Consider the following 16301-nt stretch of genomic DNA (forward strand, 5'->3'; position numbering starts at 1 on the left):
TTCCAGTCTATTCAAATGTTGCATAGAGCGCCGAAGCGCACCGCGAGGATCGGCAATTAACCCACCGATCCTTCCAGCGAGATCGAGATCAGCTTCTGCGCCTCAACTGCGAACTCCATCGGCAGTTGCTGCAGCACGTCCTTCACAAAGCCGTTGACCACGAGGCCGACCGCTTCTTCCTGCGAAAGGCCGCGCTGGGTGCAATAGAACAGCACGTCCTCGGAGATCTTCGACGTCGTCGCTTCGTGCTCGAAGGTCGCCGACGAGTTCTTCGCCTCGACGTAAGGCACGGTATGCGCACCGCATTTGTCGCCAATCAGGAGCGAGTCGCAGGCGGTGTAGTTGCGCGCGCCAGCCGCCTTGCGATGGGCGGTGACAAGGCCTCGATAGGTATTCTGCGAGACACCGGCCGCGATGCCCTTGGAGATGATTCGGCTCGACGTGTTCTTGCCGAGATGAAGCATCTTGGTGCCAGAGTCGACCTGCTGGTGACCGTTCGAGATCGCGATCGAGTAGAACTCGCCGCGCGAATTGTCGCCGCGCAGGATGCAGCTCGGATATTTCCAGGTGATCGCCGACCCGGTCTCGACCTGGGTCCACGAAATCTTCGAATGGTTGCCGCGGCAGTCGCCACGCTTGGTGACGAAATTATAGATGCCGCCGACGCCTTCGGAGTTGCCGGGATACCAGTTCTGCACCGTCGAGTACTTGATCTCGGCATCGTCGAGCGCGACGAGCTCCACCACAGCAGCATGGAGCTGGTTCTCATCGCGCTGCGGCGCGGTGCAACCTTCGAGATAGCTGACGTAGGAGCCCTTGTCGGCGATGATCAACGTGCGCTCGAACTGGCCGGTGTTGCGCTCGTTGATGCGGAAATAGGTCGACAGCTCCATCGGACAGCGCACGCCCGGCGGCACGTAGACGAACGAGCCGTCAGAGAACACCGCTGAGTTCAGCGTCGCGAAGTAATTGTCCGAGGTCGGCACGACCGAGCCGAGATACTTCTGAACTAGTTCGGGATGCTCGCGGATCGCTTCCGAGATTGGCATGAAGATCACGCCGGCCGCCTTCAACTCCTTCTGGAACGTGGTCGCGACCGAAACCGAGTCGAATACCGCGTCGACTGCAATCTTGCGGTTGGCTGACGATTCGCCCCCGGGCGGCGGCTCGACGCCTTCAAGAATGGCAACCTCCCGCAAGGGAATGCCGAGCCTCTCGTAGGTCTTGAGGATTTCAGGATCGATTTCATCGATCGACGACAGCGTCTTCTTCGGCTTCGGCGCCGCGTAATAGTGGATGTCCTGGTAGTCGATCTTGGGGTAGTTGACGCGCGCCCAGGTCGGCTCGGTCATGGTCAGCCAGCGGCGATAAGCCTCCAGGCGCCATTCCAGCATCCAGGCCGGCTCGTTCTTCTTGGCAGAGATGAAGCGGACGGTTTCTTCCGACAGCCCCTTGGGGGCCTTCTCGGACTCGATAAGAGTCTCAAACCCATATCGATACTGGTCGACGTCGATGCGCCTGACGCGCTCGACCGTCTCTTGTACGGCTGGCATTCCATCCTCCGCTCGCGGTTTCAAGGACCGCGGTGGAACAATCAAAGTCGAATTCGATATCTTTCAACGAAACGCGCTTAGAACGGTTCAAGCCGTGTTTCGTCGTCCTCTAAGTAAGGCATCGGCAAGCTTTCGCCAAGCCTGAAGGGCCAAATCTATGTCTGCCTCCGAGGTAGACCAGCCCAGACTGAGCCGCACCGCTCCCTGCGCCAGATCCCTGGCAATACCCATGGCGGACAGCACGTGGGAGGGCTGGACCTTCCCGGAAGAGCAAGCGGAACCGGAAGATACCGCAATACCGCCAAGATCGAAACCAATCACGGCGGTTTCGGCCTTCAGTCCGGGGACTGTGAACAAGGTGGTATTTGGCAACCGTGGCACATCTGCAGAAAATACAATCATACTAGCGGTTTGCATCAATCCCTTCTCAAGCCGCTCCTGCAGGGACTGCAGCCGCCGGGCGTTCGGCGCGAGCGCGGCCATGGCAGCCGAGGTGGCTGCGCCGAAGGCCGCGATCCCAGCGACGTTCTCGGTGCCGGCCCGGCGGCCGAGCTCCTGCCCGCCGCCCCGCAGCAGCGCCTCGAGCTGTACGTCCTCGCCGAGGACCAGCGCCCCGACGCCCTTCGGACCGCCGATCTTGTGCGCGGAAAGCGTGATCAAATCGGCATTCAGCGATTTGATCTCAAACGGTATTTTCCCAAGCGCCTGGATCGCGTCGATATGCAATAGCCCGCCCGCTTCATGCACGACGTCAGCAACCTCCGAAATTGGCTGAATGGCACCGGTCTCGTTGTTAGCCAGCATCACCGAAACCAGCGCAGGCGGCCCAGCGGCCAACAGCCGCCGCAGATGATCGAGGTCGACCAGCCCAGAGCCGGTGACGTCGATCGTACCGATCGCCTCCGGCGAGAAACGCCCGCCTGATAGTACCGACGTATGCTCGATGGCCGAGACCAGGAGCCGCCGCGCCGGCTGCCCCGAGCCGTGACGCACACCTGGTGTCAGCGCCAGCGCGTTCGCCTCGGTCCCGCCTGAAGTAAACACAACGTCCTGCGGACGGCCACCGACGGCGGCTGCGATCGCCGCGCGTGCATCCTCGACAACCCGCCGGGCCTGACGCCCCTCGGCATGGACCGAGGACGGGTTGCCGGCGATGTCCCAGGCGGCCGCCATCGCCGCCCTCGCCTCGGGGCGAAGCGGCGTGGTCGCGTTCCAGTCGAGATAAACTCTCTCGGGCATTTGAGTACAATATTACCTATATCCGCCAGTGGGCGACCATGGCCCTTATCGGGCGCCGTCGCCGGACGCCTTATGGCAATTGGGGATTACGCCGTCTTCTACAATCGCAGGCTAACGCCTTGAACTGCCTTTGAGATGTTCAAGATGCTTGCTTTTTGCCCCTCGCCTCATGCTAGAAGGCCGCACCAGTTCACAGAAGCGTCGTTCGCGCATCGCCCAGCGACGCCAGATGACATTCTCTCCCCCGGATCACGTCCGCTGCCCAGGGATAAAAATGCCTGAAGTAATTTTCACCGGCCCCGCAGGCCGTCTCGAAGGCCGTTATCATCCGGCCAAGCAGAAGAACGCGCCGATCGCGATGATCCTGCATCCGCATCCGCAGTTTCACGGCACGATGAATCACCAGATCGTCTACCAGTGCTACTACGCGTTTGCGCATCGCGGCTTCTCGGTGCTGCGCTTCAATTTCCGCGGCGTCGGCCGCAGCCAGGGCTCGTTTGACCACGGCACCGGCGAACTGTCGGATGCCGCGTCCGCGCTCGACTGGGCGCAGACCATCAATCCCGAAGCGCGCGCCTGCTGGGTTGCGGGCTTCTCGTTCGGCGCCTGGATCGGCATGCAGCTCCTGATGCGCCGCCCCGAGGTCGAAGGCTTCATCTCGATCGCGCCGCCCGCCAATCTCTACGACTTCTCCTTCCTCGCGCCCTGCCCGTCCTCGGGCCTGATCGTGCATGGCGAGAAGGACGCGGTGGTGCCGCCGAAAGATGTCAACACGCTGGTCGAGAAGCTCAAGACGCAGAAGGGCATCGTGATCGATCAGCAGATCATCCCCGGCGCCAACCATTTCTTCGACGGCAAGCTGGAGCCGCTGATGGAGACGGTGACGGGCTATCTCGACATGCGCCTCGCGAACGTGCGCTAAAAGCGAGCGGCGCCCCGTCGTCCCTCAAACGGCTCTATGCCCGGCCATGACGACGTAGAAACGTAAGCACGCGCGCGTGAGCAGCGAATGCCCGTCTTTGGGCCTGGGCCGAAGGTCGCATTGGTCGTCTGCACGTCGGCACGTCGGGGTAGACCGGACATTGCTCACCGCGACGTTTAACGCCGGCTTTTGATCCAGCTGCGACATTCGGCACTCTCGACGTCTCCTGGGGCCGGACATTCCCTCGAAGGTTAGCCTTATTGGCCTGTCTGCTGCGTTCGGTATCCAAAAGCGGACCACGATCTATTCGATCGGTGGAATGGTGCGCACCCAGGCAACGATGGCGTCGAGGTCCTGCTCGGTCATCCTGCTGAAATAGCGCTGCCGCGCCATCGGCTGCTTGAGCACGCGGCCGTCGCGGCCGATCCCCTCGGTCAGCACGCGCTTGAGTTCGGCGTCGGACCATGCGCCGACGCCCTTCTCCTTGTGCGAGGAGATGTTGGGAACGATGACGGAGCCGAACGGGCCCTTCATCTCGTGACCGCCCTTGCCCCACCAATTCTTGAAATCCTGCACGCCGTCAGGTTTGCGCGAATGACATTCCATACAATGCGCCAGGCTGGCGAGATAGAAGCCGCGTTGGATCGGGTCTTGCGGGACGGTGTCGCCGATCGACCGCTCGGCACCCGGCAGCGGCACCGGATACGCCGCAGCCTTGTAGACCGGCAGCGGCATCTCATGGGTCACTGGCTTGATACTCTTAAGATAGGCCGCGATCGCCGCGGCGTCCTCCGGCGTCAGGATCTTGTAGAACCCGTACGGCATTTGTGGTGCGACAGACACACCGTTCGGCCGCACGCCGGTGGTCAAGAGCCGCTTGATGTCCTCCGTGCTCCACGCGCCGATGCCCGTATCGCGATCCGGCGTGATGTTGGAGCCCCACACCGTATAGGCCGGCGTGTCCCACATAATCGCCCCGCCCGCGAGATGCCGCTCCATGTCCAGGCCCGCCGGCCCGCGCGGCGTATGGCAGCCATCGCAGACCATGACAGCATTGACCAAGTAGCTGCCGCGCTCGACCAGCGTCTCGGCGACAGCGCCGGTGGCAAATGCGCACCAAGCGGCGAGCACGGCGATGAGCTGGGCGGCGCCTGGAATGTTCCGAAACCGCAGCACCACCGTCTTGCTCCTTGCAACCAGTCGACCGTCAGCCGGCCGAATTCTCGCTTGAATGCCAGCAGACCACAGACCGGCGATCCGTATCCTGAAAGAGACATGAAATTCTTCTGAAACTTCCCGCTGCCTTCAACGCACAAATCCGGTAAGCTCGAGGAAATGAAACTGATTTTCAGCGCTTTGACGCTTGATATGCAGCGGTTTGGCCTGTTTGGCCCCACAGGTCAGATCAGACTGCGGCCGAAGAGCTTTGAAGTGCTGCGCTATCTCGCCGAGCGTCCCGGACAGACGGTCACCAAGGATGAATTGATCGCGGCCATCTGGCCGAACGTCACGGTCAGCGAGGAGTCGCTGACCCGCTGCATCAGCGACATTCGCCTCGCGATCGGCGATCCCGCGCAAGAGATCATCAAGACGCTGCCCAAGCGGGGCTATTTGCTTGAGGGACCGGTGTCACGCGAAGAAGACCAGCTCGATCCGTCGGCAGGCAACCTCACGCTGCCCGACAGGCCCTCGATCGCCGTTCTGCCCTTTGTCAACCTGAGCGCCGATCCCGAGCAGGACTTCTTCGCCGATGGAATGGTCGACGACATCATCACGGCGCTGTCTCACTTCAAAGCGCTCTTCGTCATCGCGCGGAACTCGAGCTTCACCTACAAGGGACGCGCGGTCGACGTGAAGCAGATCGGTCGCGAGCTTGGCGTGCGCTATGTCCTGGAAGGAAGCGTTCGCAAGGCCGCCGACCGGGTACGGATCACGGGACAGCTGATCGATACGACCTCTGGAGCACATCTGTGGGCCAATCGGATCGATGGCAGCCTCGGCGATATATTTGACCTGCAGGATCAAGTCACCGAGAGCGTGGTCAGCGCCATTGCATCCGTCGTCGAAAAGGTGGAGATCGAACGCGCCAGGCGTAAGCTAAAGCCGAGTCTGGATGCCCATGCTCTGTATTTGCACGGCATGGCCAAGGTGTATCAGTTTGCCAGCCAGCAAGCGAACGAAGAAGCCTTGCGCCTGTTCTACCGTGCAATCGAGCTCGATCCAGACTTTGCATCTGCCTACGGTCGTGCCGCCTCTTGCTACGCCCGTTTCAAGGCCGATGGCTGGATTGCGATCACGCCGGACGAGATTACCGAGGTGAAGCGGCTCGCTCGGAAAGCGATCGAACTGGGTAGAGACGACGCGATCGCGCTCTCCGCGAGCGGGTGGGCTCTGGCGTTTGTCGTTGGCGATCTCGGCGCAGCCGCCGACTTGGTGGATCGGGCGCTTGTGCTCAATTCCAATTTGGCAGAGGCTTGGCGTTTCAGCGGATGGGTGAAAAGCTGGCTCGGGGAGTCAGAAGCGGCGATCGAGCGCTTCGCACGTGCCATGCGCTTGGATCCGCTCGATCCTCGGATGGGCGGGTTGCGAAGCGGCGTCGCGCATGCACATTTCTTCGCTGGCCATTACGACGAGGCAGCAGGTTGGGCTGCAATGGCATTGCAAGACAGTCCAGATTTTCAACCCGCACTACGTATCGCTGCCGCAAGCAATGCAATGGCCGGACGCCTGGAGCAGGCGCGGCGTTCAATGGCCAGGTTGCGGGAGCTAAATCCGATGCTGCTTGTTTCCAATATGAAAGACGGATTGGGGCCTTATCAAAAGGCCGAGAACGTTTCACGATACGAAGAAGGATTGCGCCAGGCTGGATTGCCGGAATAACGATCGGCATTCGAGTCTAACGACCCCAGCGAAGCGCTTCCGGTTTTGATTCGTAGCGGACGCCGCGGCCAATATCCGCTCGCACCTAAGCTATCACAGCCTCCACGACGCTCGCGGCCGAACGGGTCGGCACGACCCGCGTGAGTCTGAAACCACTCTTACTCAAGAGTGACCCGTATTCGACTTCGGTTCGCTCCTGACCTCCCATACTGACGAGCATGGTCATATCGAGCATTTTCCCTGGATGCGGGGTGTCGCCGAGCGGCAGCACCATTTCAACGAGGAGCAGGCGACCGTCCGCATCCATTGCATTACGGACATTACCAAGGATGGTCAGGCACTGATCCTCATCCCAATCGTGGATGATGTGCGAAAGAATGTATGCGTCGGCGCCAGTGGGAACGCTCTTAAAGAAATCACCAGGCTCGATCGTCACCCTGTCGCTCACGCCTCTTGCTTTCAGCAAGTTCGGTGCATCCGTCACAACGTGCGGTCGATCGAACAAGATCCCCCGCGGCCTAGCATGACTGGAGAGGACGGCCGCCAACATGTTGCCGGTCGCACCGCCGACGTCAGCAATGGTACCGAACACTGAGAAATCATAAGCCTCGGCGACGGCTGCTGGCTCTTGGCTGTGTAGACCGACCATCATCTCGCTGAATAGCGATGCCTCCTCGGGATGATGGGCTAGGTAGTCGAAAAACGGGACGCCCTGTGCCTTTTCAAAGCCTGGTCGGCCCGTCTCAATGGAATAGACGACATGGTCCCAGCCACTTTGAGACGACGGATTGCCGGAAAAAATCACGGATGCTCGTGCTGAGCCAGGCGCGTCGGCTTTCAGCGCCTCACCCAATGCGGTTAGGGCAAAACGTTGTTCCGCACGCTCGGTAAGAATGCCCAGGCTCGCCAAGGCACGCATCAGCCTGTGCAATGAAGGAGCATGTACATGCAGAAGTCCGGCAAGTTGTGCAGCGCTCTTTGGTCCGGAGGCGAGTTGATCTGCTAACCCCAACTTAGCCGCAGCGTAGACGGTTCTCGCGACGACATGGGCGCGACCCATTTGGATCAACTGAATGTGCGGCGGAGGTTCGTCCGGCTTGAAATGTGCCATAACCACTCCTGTCAAAGATGAATAACATACAAGACAATCGAGGAGCAGGCTACTTCCGCTAGCGGCCCCTTCTCGGACCTCTCGCAATGTCGGCTCTGGCGCCGCTCTTGGACAAGCGGGCATCAAACATGCCTCGTGGAGCTTCCTGATGAGTACACGACCTCGTGCCGGTCAAATGCAATAGCCCTGCCGTCTTGCTACGGGCGGCTTCGGGTCGGCGCCGTGTCGCCGTCGATCAGGTCGCTGACGCTCTCGGCGAGCTCCTTGTTGTCGAGCACGAAGAACAGCCCGCCGCGCCCGTTCTGGCTCTTGTTGCAATCCGGCGGCGACAGCGTGCCTTGCTGGTTGAGATCGCCGAAGATCACATAGTGATGGCTGCCGGCAGTTGAGACGCCGATCTTGGCGTGATTGGACGGCGCGGCGAGCTTGATCTCCTTGTCGTCCCAGTTTCCGGTCAGCGCGATCGCCACCGGACCCAGCGCCTTTTTCAGAATCGGATCGCCGGATTTCGGTGCCGCAAAGGGATCGAGGCATTTCACTTTCGAGGACTTCGTCGTGGTGTTGATCGTCGGCTTCATCCACCAGGTTGCGGCCCGCTCTGCCGTGCCATCCAGTATCGCGGACAGCATCTGCCATGGCGGAGCGGTGAGGTTCGAGGTCTTCGCAACCAGCAGGACCTTGCTCGACAGCTCGGCCTTGGTGAAATAATCGTCGGCCCTGAGCGGCTGGTCCGGAAGCATTTTCAGCTTCTTCGGCCGCTGCCCGAGCTCGCGCACCAGCGCCTGCACGTCGTCAGGGCCCCCGTTCCTGACGATCTGCAGCTTGGTCGGATCGGTGACGACGCCGGCGGTCTTCAACGCCGCCAGCACCTTGAGCAGATCGGCCTTGTCGAGCTTGAGCGCGAAAAAATGCTGGCTGGCGAGCAGATTGTTGTTGCTGCTGATGCAGCCCAGCGTGTTGCCCGCTTTGCGCTTGATCTGGTTAGTGCCGGATCCCGGCCAGGACGGCGTCGACACCTGCATCACGAAGCCGGCGCCGCTGTTGTCCCACGCCAGCAGCCCCTTCGAATGCCCCCATGGCGCGCCGCAGCTTTTGGCCGTGCAGTTCGAGAGCACGGGGTCGCGGTAGAATTGATCGTTCCAGATCACATAATTGAAGTTGCCGTTATAGACCTGATCGAAAGTGGCCCCGACGGGATCGTCGAGCGTGGCGCCCATGCAGCCCTTGCCCTGATTCAGCGTATTGCCACGGCTGCTGGCGATGGCGAATTGCTGACCAAATCGTTCCTTGGCCTGAACGGTGCCGCCGAAAATGCAGGTCCGCGTTCCGCTGTCAGGACCACAGCCGGCAAAAGTTTGCTGGGCGTTGAACTTGAAGGCGAACCACCAGTCGACGGCTTCGCCGCCTTTTTTTAATAGCGGCGCCGGCGGCTCTGCCCATGCCGGCCCGCCGCCCACGATAAACAGCACGAGGCTGCCAATCAGCAACCGCACCAGACGGCGCGCGGGGCGCCCGGCGTTCGATCCGGGCGCGGGAGGCAAGCCCTGACGCATCAGGGGGCTCCCGCGGCGTTTGCCCCACCTTCCGCAGGCGGAGCCTGAGGGCCTCTCCGCCGTGATCTGGGTGGCGGCTTGTCCTGCCCTTCGTTTTCGTTGCCTCCGGCGGGCTCCGAACCGCCGGACGCGTCTGTCGGGCCGCCACCGGCCGGTGGCCGTGGTGGTGGGGGTTTTTTGGCGACCTCCCTTTGCCCCCGTGACGGCTGTACCCTCGGATCGCTGTCGGTCTTTGGAAAGATCGCAGCGACGACGCGCTCGATGGTGTTGAACAGGAAATCGGTGCTGTAGCCGGCGACGAAGCCGAGCGCCGCCGAACTCAGGTGCACCACGGTGCCGCTGTCATCGACGAGATAGTTGACAAACAGGATGATGGCGCCGCCCGAGATCGCACCGAGCAGAATACGATTGTAATATTCAGGCTTGCGGCGCAGATCGAAACTGCGCTGGTAGATAAAATAATGCGCCGATCGCAGCAGATAGGCGCAGGACCCGAGCGCGCCATACGCCCATGGCAGCAGCGAACTAAGAAGATTCTTGTCCCAAACGCGGATGCGGGCGTCACCTTCCAACCCCCAGACATAGACGAGGCATTCCGCGATCAGGATGAAGGCGGCGATGCCGATCGTCAGGCCCGAGAACATCCGCGTGAAGCGCAAGGCGGGCGAATTGCCGAAGATCCTGTCCCACCATGTTGCCCCGTCGGTGTCAGGCGAGGTGCCTTGCGTCGATTTCAGCGTTTCGGCGGTGACCGGGCTGAGCGCAGCGGCCAGACGGTAATAGGCCTGTTCGAACCCAACCCATTCGGGTGTGGTGACGCTGCCGGATGATGCACCCTCGCCCGGCGCCTCGAACATCCCGAGCCGGGCTGCGGTGCCGTGGATTACGGCGATATCGGCAAACAGTTGCGGCTCGCCGCGCGGCGAGTGCACGCCGGCCGCGACGGCGTAACCGCAAAGCGACAGCGCGTCCTCGACCTGGCCGCGCGCATAGGCGCTCGCTGCCGTTATGTTTCCCGATGGCGTTGTGTTGCCCGATGGTGGTGACGCATTGGTTTCCTCAGCTGACATGTGCAGCTCCCCCTGCCAATTACGACAACTCGCCCCTTAGGGGCTTTCTGTTTTTACGCAATCATAAATAGAGATCATCGACATGTCCATCCGCCGGCCGGGGGGAGCCGGCCTGGCGTTGGTTCATGACGCGCCGCAGCGTGACCATCGGCACGGCGCCAGCCTCAAGGGTAGCCAGCGCCGTGCCGGCGATATTTCACGCCGCCAGCTTCAGCATATGCGCGTCGTGGCGCACCAGGAATGCATGCAGCAATTGCGGATAATCCGCGCCGACCGCGCTGCGAACGCTCGGCCGCTGCGCCAGCGCCTTTCGCCAGGCGCGCACCTTCGGCGTTTCGGCGAACACCGAAAGATCGATCAGTTGATCGAACACGTCGAAATAGCGAAAGATCGGCGCGAACACCGCATCCACCAGGCTGAACTTTTCTCCGGCGAAATACGGCCCGGCGCCCAACGCCGCTTCGACGCGGGCGAATTTCGCTGAAATCGCCTGCCGCTTGTTCTCGAAGATCGCCGGATCGCCTGTCGTTTCCAGCCCCCACAACTCGCTGAGGATGGTCGATCCGAATTCCATCCACGCGCGGGCTTGCGCACGCGCCAGCGCATCCTGCGGGTGCAGCTTGGCACCCCCCTGCGTCTCCTCGATGTACTCGCAGATCACGTTGCTCTCGAACAGCGCCACCTCGCCCTCTCCGGTCTGAACAAGCAGCACCGGCACCTTGCCGAGCGGCGAAATCTTCAAGAACCAGTCCGGCTTGTTGGCGAGATCGATATCGATGCGCTCGAACGGAACGCCCTTTTCAGTCAGCGCGATCACTGCGCGCTGCACATAGGGACAAAGCTTGTGGCTGATCAGTTTCAGGGTAGCGGCCATGGCCATCCTCCGATTAATGCAACTGCATCTATTTAAATGCAGATGCATTCATCTGTCAACCGGCCGCGACCGAGTTGGCAAGACTGGGAGGGCAAGACCGGGTCACGCCACGCGACGGACCGGCCCAGCGCTTCGGCCGCGAGCGGCGCGAATAGCGGCCCAATTCCTACTGTGCATGGGGTTGTTTTCGATATTTTGTGCTTGAGCCCGCGGCGTGCCGCCAACGGGTATCTGACCTTACGGCCGTACGATGATGCCGCCGGTCATCGGAAACGGCACGCCTGTTGTGGCGGGGTAGCTGAGCGGCAGGCCTTTCAGGCCGCGCGCCGCCAGGAATCCGAAGGCCTGCGCCTCGATGGCATCAGATGCCCAGCCCAGCGTATCCGCCGCGCGGACCGTCGCCGGCGCCAGGCATTCCCTCAGCATCCGCAGCATGGTCAGGTTGCGTGCGCCGCCGCCGGCCACGATCCAGTTCTTCGGCTCCTTCGGCAATAGCGGCACCACGCGGGCGATCGCGGCAACCGTAAATGCCGTCAGCGTCGCTGCGCCGTCCTCGGGCGGCATATCGCCGAGCTTCAGTCCCGCAAAATCGTTGCGGTCGAGCGATTTTGGCGGCGGCAGGGCGAAGAACGGCATCTGCAGCGCGCGGTTGATCCAAGCCGCATCAACCTTGCCCAGCGCCGCCGTGCGGCCCTCGGTGTCGAAGCGCTGGTTCAGGCGGCGGAACATGTGGTCGTCGAGCAGCGCATTGCCCGGGCCGGTGTCGCAGGCGATCAGCGTGTCGCCGTCGATATAGGTGATGTTGGCGACCCCGCCGATATTGACCACAACGGTCGGCCCCTCCCAGTCCAGCGATTGGGCGAGCGCGCGGTGGTAGACCGGCACGAACGGCGCGCCCTGCCCGCCGGCCTCGACGTCGGCCGCGCGGAAATCGTACATGACGGGAATGTGGATCAGCTTGGCGAGCTTGTTGGCGTCGCCGATCTGCACCGTCAGCTTCTTCTCGGGCCGATGCAGCACGGTCTGGCCGTGAAAGCCGACGATATCGATGTCGTCGAAACGCATCCGGTGTTGCGCAGTAAAGGCGGCCACCGCTTCGGCATGCGCCGCCGTGACCACCTGTTCGGCCTCGCGCAGGCAGCCGGGCCGCGCCGCGCGATCCGGCAGGTCGGCGGCTTCATACAGCGCCTGCCGCAGCAAGCCGCGCTCGGTGTCGGTATAGGGCCGGTAGCCGGACGGCCCGAGCGCGTTCACCCGGCGGCCGTCGGTCTCGATCAAAGCGACATCGACCCCGTCCAGCGAGGTGCCGCTCATCAGACCTAGTGCCGTCAACATCATCGCAATTCGTGCCTTCGCAACGCCCTGCTCGAACCGTCCCGCCGACGACGATCAGCTTGTGCCAAACACGGACATCTTATAATGCCACAGCGCCCGGCCTTCGGCAGCCTGTTCCGCCATGGTTCCCGCAGACAGTTACAATTACAGTGAAAATAGAATGATCAGAGCAGCCCGCCAATGACCGCATTTAAATCAGATTTCCTGAACATTTTACAGGAACGCGGCTTCATCCATCAATGTTCCGACTTCGAGGGCCTGGACGCGCTGGCGGCCAAGGGCCAGGCGACCGCCTATGTCGGCTACGACTGCACGGCGCCCTCGCTGCATATCGGCAACTACCTCACCATGATGATGCTGCACTGGCTGCAGGAGAGCGGCAACAAGCCGATCACCCTGATGGGCGGCGGCACCACCATGGTCGGCGACCCCTCCGGCAAGGACGAGACGCGTGCGATCCGCACGGTCGAGGAAATCGAGGCCAACAAGGCCTCGATCCGCGGCGTGTTTGCGAAGGTGCTGCGGTACGGCGACGGCCCGAGCGATGCGATCATGCTCGACAATGCGGAGTGGCTGACGAAATTGAACTGGATCGAAATGCTGCGCGATATCGGCCGGCATTTCTCAGTCAACCGCATGCTGACGATGGATTCGGTGCGCCTCCGGCTCGAGCGCGAGCAGGAGATGAGCTTCATCGAGTTCAACTACATGGTCTGCCAGGCCTACGACTTCGTCGAACTGGCGAAGCGCTCCGGCTGCCGGCTGCAGATGGGCGGCTCCGACCAATGGGGCAACATCGTCAATGGCGTCGATCTCGGCCGCCGCATGGGCACGCCGCAATTGTTCGCGCTAACGACGCCGCTATTGACGACAGCCTCGGGCGCCAAGATGGGCAAGACGGCGCAGGGCGCGGTATGGCTCAATGCCGACCAGTTCTCGCCCTACGATTTCTGGCAATACTGGCGCAATGTCGAGGACGCCGACGTCATCAAGTTTCTAAAGCTGTTCACGATCCTGCCGATGAGCGAGATCGCAAAGCTGGCGGCGCTTAAGGGCGGCGAGATCAACGAGGCCAAGAAGGTGCTGGCGACGGAAGCGACCGCGCTGCTGCACGGCCGCGAGGCCGCCGACACGGCCGCCGAAACCGCACGCCAGACCTTTGAGCAAGGCGCGATCGCCGAGAACCTGCCCACCGTGGAGGTTTCGCGCGGCGAGCTCGAGGCCGGTGCCGGCGTGGTCGGGCTCTTCGTCAAGGCGGGCCTCGTCGCCTCGAATGGCGAGGCACGTCGCCAGATCAAGGGCGGCGGCCTGCGCGTCAACGACGTCGCCGTCACCGACGAGAAGATGGTGCTGACGCCGTCCAATCTCACGCCGGAAGGCGTCATCAAACTTTCCATGGGGAAGAAAAAGCACGTCCTGCTGAGGCCGGCCTGATCACACCTGCATAGGCGCATTCGCTTTTTGATGCTTGCGGGAAGATGCGGAAACGCGCTCCCTGCATGGCCATGGACAACAAGACGCCAGAGGAAGACGCCCTCGCCCGGCCGCTCAAGCCGGGACGGGTTGCGCTCAACGTGCTGGCGCTGTGCTTTACCCTGGCGCTGCTCGGCCGCGGCCTCGGCGAGAGTTTTACAGTTTTCCTGAAACCGGTCGCGGAGAATTTCGGCTGGGACCGCGCGGAAATCGTCTCGGTCTATTCGCTGACCTGGCTGGCCGGCGGATTGATGGCACCGGTGGTCGGCCGCCTGTTCGACCGCTACGGTCCCCGCACCGTCTATTCGCTCGGGCTGCTGCTGCTCGGCGGCGCGTTCCTGATTGCCTCGCGCGCGCAGGCGCTGTGGCAATTGCAGCTCAGCATCGGCCTTTGCGTCGGCATCGGCATTGCCTTCATCGGCAACGTGCCGAATTCGATCCTGCTCGGCCGCTGGTTCGGCCCGCGCCTGCCGACCGCGATGGCGATCGTCTATTCTGCGACCGGCGCCGGCGTGCTGGTGCTGTTGCCGGCGTCGCAGCTCCTGATCGATCATGTCGGCTGGCGCGGCGCCCACCAGATTTTCGGCATCATCGCGCTATGTCTGTTGGTGCCGCTGCTCTTGCTGCCGTGGCGGTTGTTCGCCACCGGCTCGCCGCACATCGCCAGGAAAGCCGATCCCGGTTTCGTCGACGGCGGCTGGACGCTTGGCAGCGCGATGCGCCATCACGCCTTCTGGGCGCTGTTCTCGACCTTCTTCTTCACCGCCGTCGGCATGTACGCGATCTCGGCGCAGATCGTCGCCTATCTGATCGACGCCGGCTTTCCTCCGCTGCAGGCCGCGACCGCCTGGGGCTTTTCCGGCGTCGTGCTATTGTTCGGCATGCTCGGCGTGACCCAGCTCGATACGATGATCGGGCGCCGGCCATCGGTGCTGCTTAGCTACGCCATCTCGATCGTTGGAATCATCCTGCTCTGGCTGCTGCAGTTCCATCCGAACTTCTGGCTGCTCGCCGCGTTCGTCGTCACCTTCGGCAGCATGATCGGCTCGCGCGGACCACTGATCACGGCAACCGCGATGAAGATCTTTCGCGGCGAGCGCGTCGGCACCATCTACGGCACGATCTCGATCGGCAGCGGTCTCGGCTCCGGCCTAGGGGCCTGGGCCGGCGGCCTGATCCACGATTGGACCCACAGCTACAACCCCGTCATCGCATTCGCGCTGGTGGCGGTGATACTGGGGATGATCCCGTTCCTGATCGTGCCGGCGCTGCGGCGGTAACTTACGTTTCGCCCTTGCCGCTCGGACTTCCCTTCTGTGCTGCGATCGTTTCAAGCAACCAGTTCTTGAAGGAGAGCATCGCTGCTGACGGTTGCCGGGAATGCAGCGACGTAATCCAGTAATCGCCGAGCGCGACTTCGATCTTGAACGGACGCACCAGCCGGCGCTCACGGATCTCGTCCTGAAATAGCGCCGCCGGCAACAACGCAACGCCAAAACCGCGCGCCGCCACGCTGGCGATCGTGACGGATGAATCGAACACCATGCCCTTGAGCACCGGGCTCTGCAGTCCCGCCGCCGCAAACCATCGCGGCCATTCGTCCTGGCGATAGGAACGCAGCAGCACCTCGCGCTTGAGATCGGCCGGCCGGCTCAGCCGGCGCGCCAGCGCGGGCGCGCAGAAGGCGGAAAAAGGCGCGCCCATCAGGTGCGTCGCCTCGGTGCCGTGCCAGAGGCCGTCGCCGAACCTGATGGCGTAATCGAGCCCTTCGCCAGCAATGTCGATCCGGTTGTTGTTGGTGAACAGGCGTAGATCGATCCGCGGATGGGCCTTCCGGAAGGCCTCGAGCCGCGGCAGCAGCCATCCCGAAGCAAAAGTGCCGACCACGCCGACCGAGATGACGTCCTGGTAGCGACCGTCTTCAAAACGGTTGAGCGTTTCGCTGAGCCGGCCGAACGCCTCGACAATGCTCGGCAGCAGCAATTGTCCTTCATCGGTGAGCGCGACGCCGCGGGGCAGCCGGCGAAACAATTGCACGCCGAGCCGGTCTTCCAGGCCTTTCACGTGCTGGCTGACCGCCGCCTGCGTGACGCGAAGTTCGAGGCCAGCGCGGGTGAAGCTGAGATGGCGCGCCGTCGCCTCGAAGGCCCGCAGCGCATTGAGCGGAAGGTGCGAAAGCTTCATCGGGCGCCGCATGATCTGACCCTAGTTTTTCTTATGCCTGCCCGCAGAACTGATCGTTTGTCAAGACTGCGGCGCGTCGGCATTTTCCCACCACCGCACGAAGGAGA

General features: G+C 62.4%; 13 protein-coding genes. 4 read left to right on the top strand and 9 right to left on the bottom strand.

What is annotated here, in order from left to right; genetic code table 11:
• Nucleotides 1–56: 56 nt before the first annotated feature.
• Nucleotides 57–1553: a Fe-S cluster assembly protein SufB gene (gene sufB, locus QA643_RS21495; protein WP_283027903.1), complete on the bottom strand. Its 1497-nt coding sequence runs from the start codon at nucleotides 1551–1553 to the stop codon at nucleotides 57–59.
• 87 nt (nucleotides 1554–1640) lie between these two features.
• A complete protein-coding gene (locus QA643_RS21500; RefSeq protein WP_283027904.1) occupies nucleotides 1641–2792 on the bottom strand; it encodes a cysteine desulfurase family protein in 1152 nt (383 codons plus the stop codon).
• A gap of 274 nt (nucleotides 2793–3066) precedes the next feature.
• Between QA643_RS21500 and QA643_RS21505 the strand changes: the two genes are divergently transcribed.
• Nucleotides 3067–3714 (top strand): alpha/beta hydrolase, encoded by a 648-nt coding sequence (locus QA643_RS21505; protein ID WP_025589847.1) that lies wholly within the window; start codon nucleotides 3067–3069, stop codon nucleotides 3712–3714.
• A gap of 303 nt (nucleotides 3715–4017) precedes the next feature.
• Here QA643_RS21505 and QA643_RS21510 read toward each other — a convergent pair whose 3' ends face one another.
• A complete protein-coding gene (locus QA643_RS21510; RefSeq protein WP_283027905.1) occupies nucleotides 4018–4893 on the bottom strand; it encodes a cytochrome c in 876 nt (291 codons plus the stop codon).
• 156 nt (nucleotides 4894–5049) lie between these two features.
• Here QA643_RS21510 and QA643_RS21515 point away from each other — a divergent pair, with 156 nt between their 5' ends.
• A complete protein-coding gene (locus QA643_RS21515) occupies nucleotides 5050–6594 on the top strand; it encodes a winged helix-turn-helix domain-containing protein (protein WP_283027906.1) in 1545 nt (514 codons plus the stop codon).
• A gap of 85 nt (nucleotides 6595–6679) precedes the next feature.
• Here QA643_RS21515 and QA643_RS21520 read toward each other — a convergent pair whose 3' ends face one another.
• The 5 genes from QA643_RS21520 to QA643_RS21540 all read right to left on the bottom strand — a co-directional run bounded on the left by QA643_RS21520 (nucleotide 6680) and on the right by QA643_RS21540 (nucleotide 12540).
• Entirely contained in the window at nucleotides 6680–7705 is a 1026-nt protein-coding gene (locus QA643_RS21520; RefSeq protein WP_283027907.1) for a methyltransferase, read from the bottom strand.
• A 197-nt stretch (nucleotides 7706–7902) separates the two neighbouring features.
• On the bottom strand, nucleotides 7903–9258 hold the full coding sequence (locus tag QA643_RS21525; protein ID WP_283027908.1) for a deoxyribonuclease II family protein: 1356 nt from the start codon (nucleotides 9256–9258) through the stop codon (nucleotides 7903–7905).
• Nucleotides 9258–10328, bottom strand: coding sequence for a hypothetical protein (locus QA643_RS21530; protein ID WP_283027909.1), 1071 nt, complete (start codon nucleotides 10326–10328; stop codon nucleotides 9258–9260). Before QA643_RS21530 ends, QA643_RS21525 begins: the two co-directional genes overlap by 1 nt.
• A 196-nt stretch (nucleotides 10329–10524) precedes the next feature.
• Nucleotides 10525–11202 carry a glutathione S-transferase family protein gene (locus tag QA643_RS21535; RefSeq protein ID WP_283027910.1) on the bottom strand — a complete coding sequence of 226 codons (678 nt, stop codon included), beginning with the start codon at nucleotides 11200–11202 and terminating at the stop codon, nucleotides 10525–10527.
• Nucleotides 11203–11439: 237 nt separating this feature from the next.
• A complete protein-coding gene (locus QA643_RS21540) occupies nucleotides 11440–12540 on the bottom strand; it encodes an anhydro-N-acetylmuramic acid kinase (protein ID WP_283027911.1) in 1101 nt (366 codons plus the stop codon).
• 177 nt (nucleotides 12541–12717) lie between these two features.
• Between QA643_RS21540 and tyrS the strand changes: the two genes are divergently transcribed.
• Both tyrS and QA643_RS21550 read left to right on the top strand, forming a co-directional pair.
• The gene (gene tyrS, locus QA643_RS21545; RefSeq protein ID WP_283027912.1) at nucleotides 12718–13971 is read left to right on the top strand and encodes a tyrosine--tRNA ligase; all 1254 of its coding nucleotides are present in this window, start codon (nucleotides 12718–12720) and stop codon (nucleotides 13969–13971) included.
• 71 nt (nucleotides 13972–14042) lie between these two features.
• Nucleotides 14043–15290, top strand: a complete 1248-nt coding sequence (locus QA643_RS21550) for an MFS transporter (RefSeq protein WP_283034876.1) — start codon at nucleotides 14043–14045, stop codon at nucleotides 15288–15290.
• A gap of 1 nt (nucleotide 15291) precedes the next feature.
• Here QA643_RS21550 and QA643_RS21555 read toward each other — a convergent pair whose 3' ends face one another.
• A complete protein-coding gene (locus tag QA643_RS21555; protein ID WP_283027913.1) occupies nucleotides 15292–16194 on the bottom strand; it encodes a LysR family transcriptional regulator in 903 nt (300 codons plus the stop codon).
• Between the last annotated feature and the right edge of the window lie 107 nt (nucleotides 16195–16301).

This window comes from Bradyrhizobium sp. CB3481 (assembly GCF_029714305.1).
Lineage (GTDB): Bacteria > Pseudomonadota > Alphaproteobacteria > Rhizobiales > Xanthobacteraceae > Bradyrhizobium.

Coding starts and splice junctions, on each gene's coding strand:
- QA643_RS21540 (WP_283027911.1), bottom strand. CDS start 12,540: ATGATGTTGACGGCACTAGGTCTGATGAGCGGCACCTCGCTGGACGGG.
- QA643_RS21520 (WP_283027907.1), bottom strand. CDS start 7,705: ATGGCACATTTCAAGCCGGACGAACCTCCGCCGCACATTCAGTTGATC.
- QA643_RS21500 (WP_283027904.1), bottom strand. CDS start 2,792: ATGCCCGAGAGAGTTTATCTCGACTGGAACGCGACCACGCCGCTTCGC.
- QA643_RS21525 (WP_283027908.1), bottom strand. CDS start 9,258: ATGCGTCAGGGCTTGCCTCCCGCGCCCGGATCGAACGCCGGGCGCCCC.
- QA643_RS21530 (WP_283027909.1), bottom strand. CDS start 10,328: ATGTCAGCTGAGGAAACCAATGCGTCACCACCATCGGGCAACACAACG.
- QA643_RS21515 (WP_283027906.1), top strand. CDS start 5,050: ATGAAACTGATTTTCAGCGCTTTGACGCTTGATATGCAGCGGTTTGGC.
- sufB (WP_283027903.1), bottom strand. CDS start 1,553: ATGCCAGCCGTACAAGAGACGGTCGAGCGCGTCAGGCGCATCGACGTC.
- tyrS (WP_283027912.1), top strand. CDS start 12,718: ATGACCGCATTTAAATCAGATTTCCTGAACATTTTACAGGAACGCGGC.
- QA643_RS21535 (WP_283027910.1), bottom strand. CDS start 11,202: ATGGCCGCTACCCTGAAACTGATCAGCCACAAGCTTTGTCCCTATGTG.
- QA643_RS21555 (WP_283027913.1), bottom strand. CDS start 16,194: ATGAAGCTTTCGCACCTTCCGCTCAATGCGCTGCGGGCCTTCGAGGCG.
- QA643_RS21505 (WP_025589847.1), top strand. CDS start 3,067: ATGCCTGAAGTAATTTTCACCGGCCCCGCAGGCCGTCTCGAAGGCCGT.
- QA643_RS21550 (WP_283034876.1), top strand. CDS start 14,043: ATGGACAACAAGACGCCAGAGGAAGACGCCCTCGCCCGGCCGCTCAAG.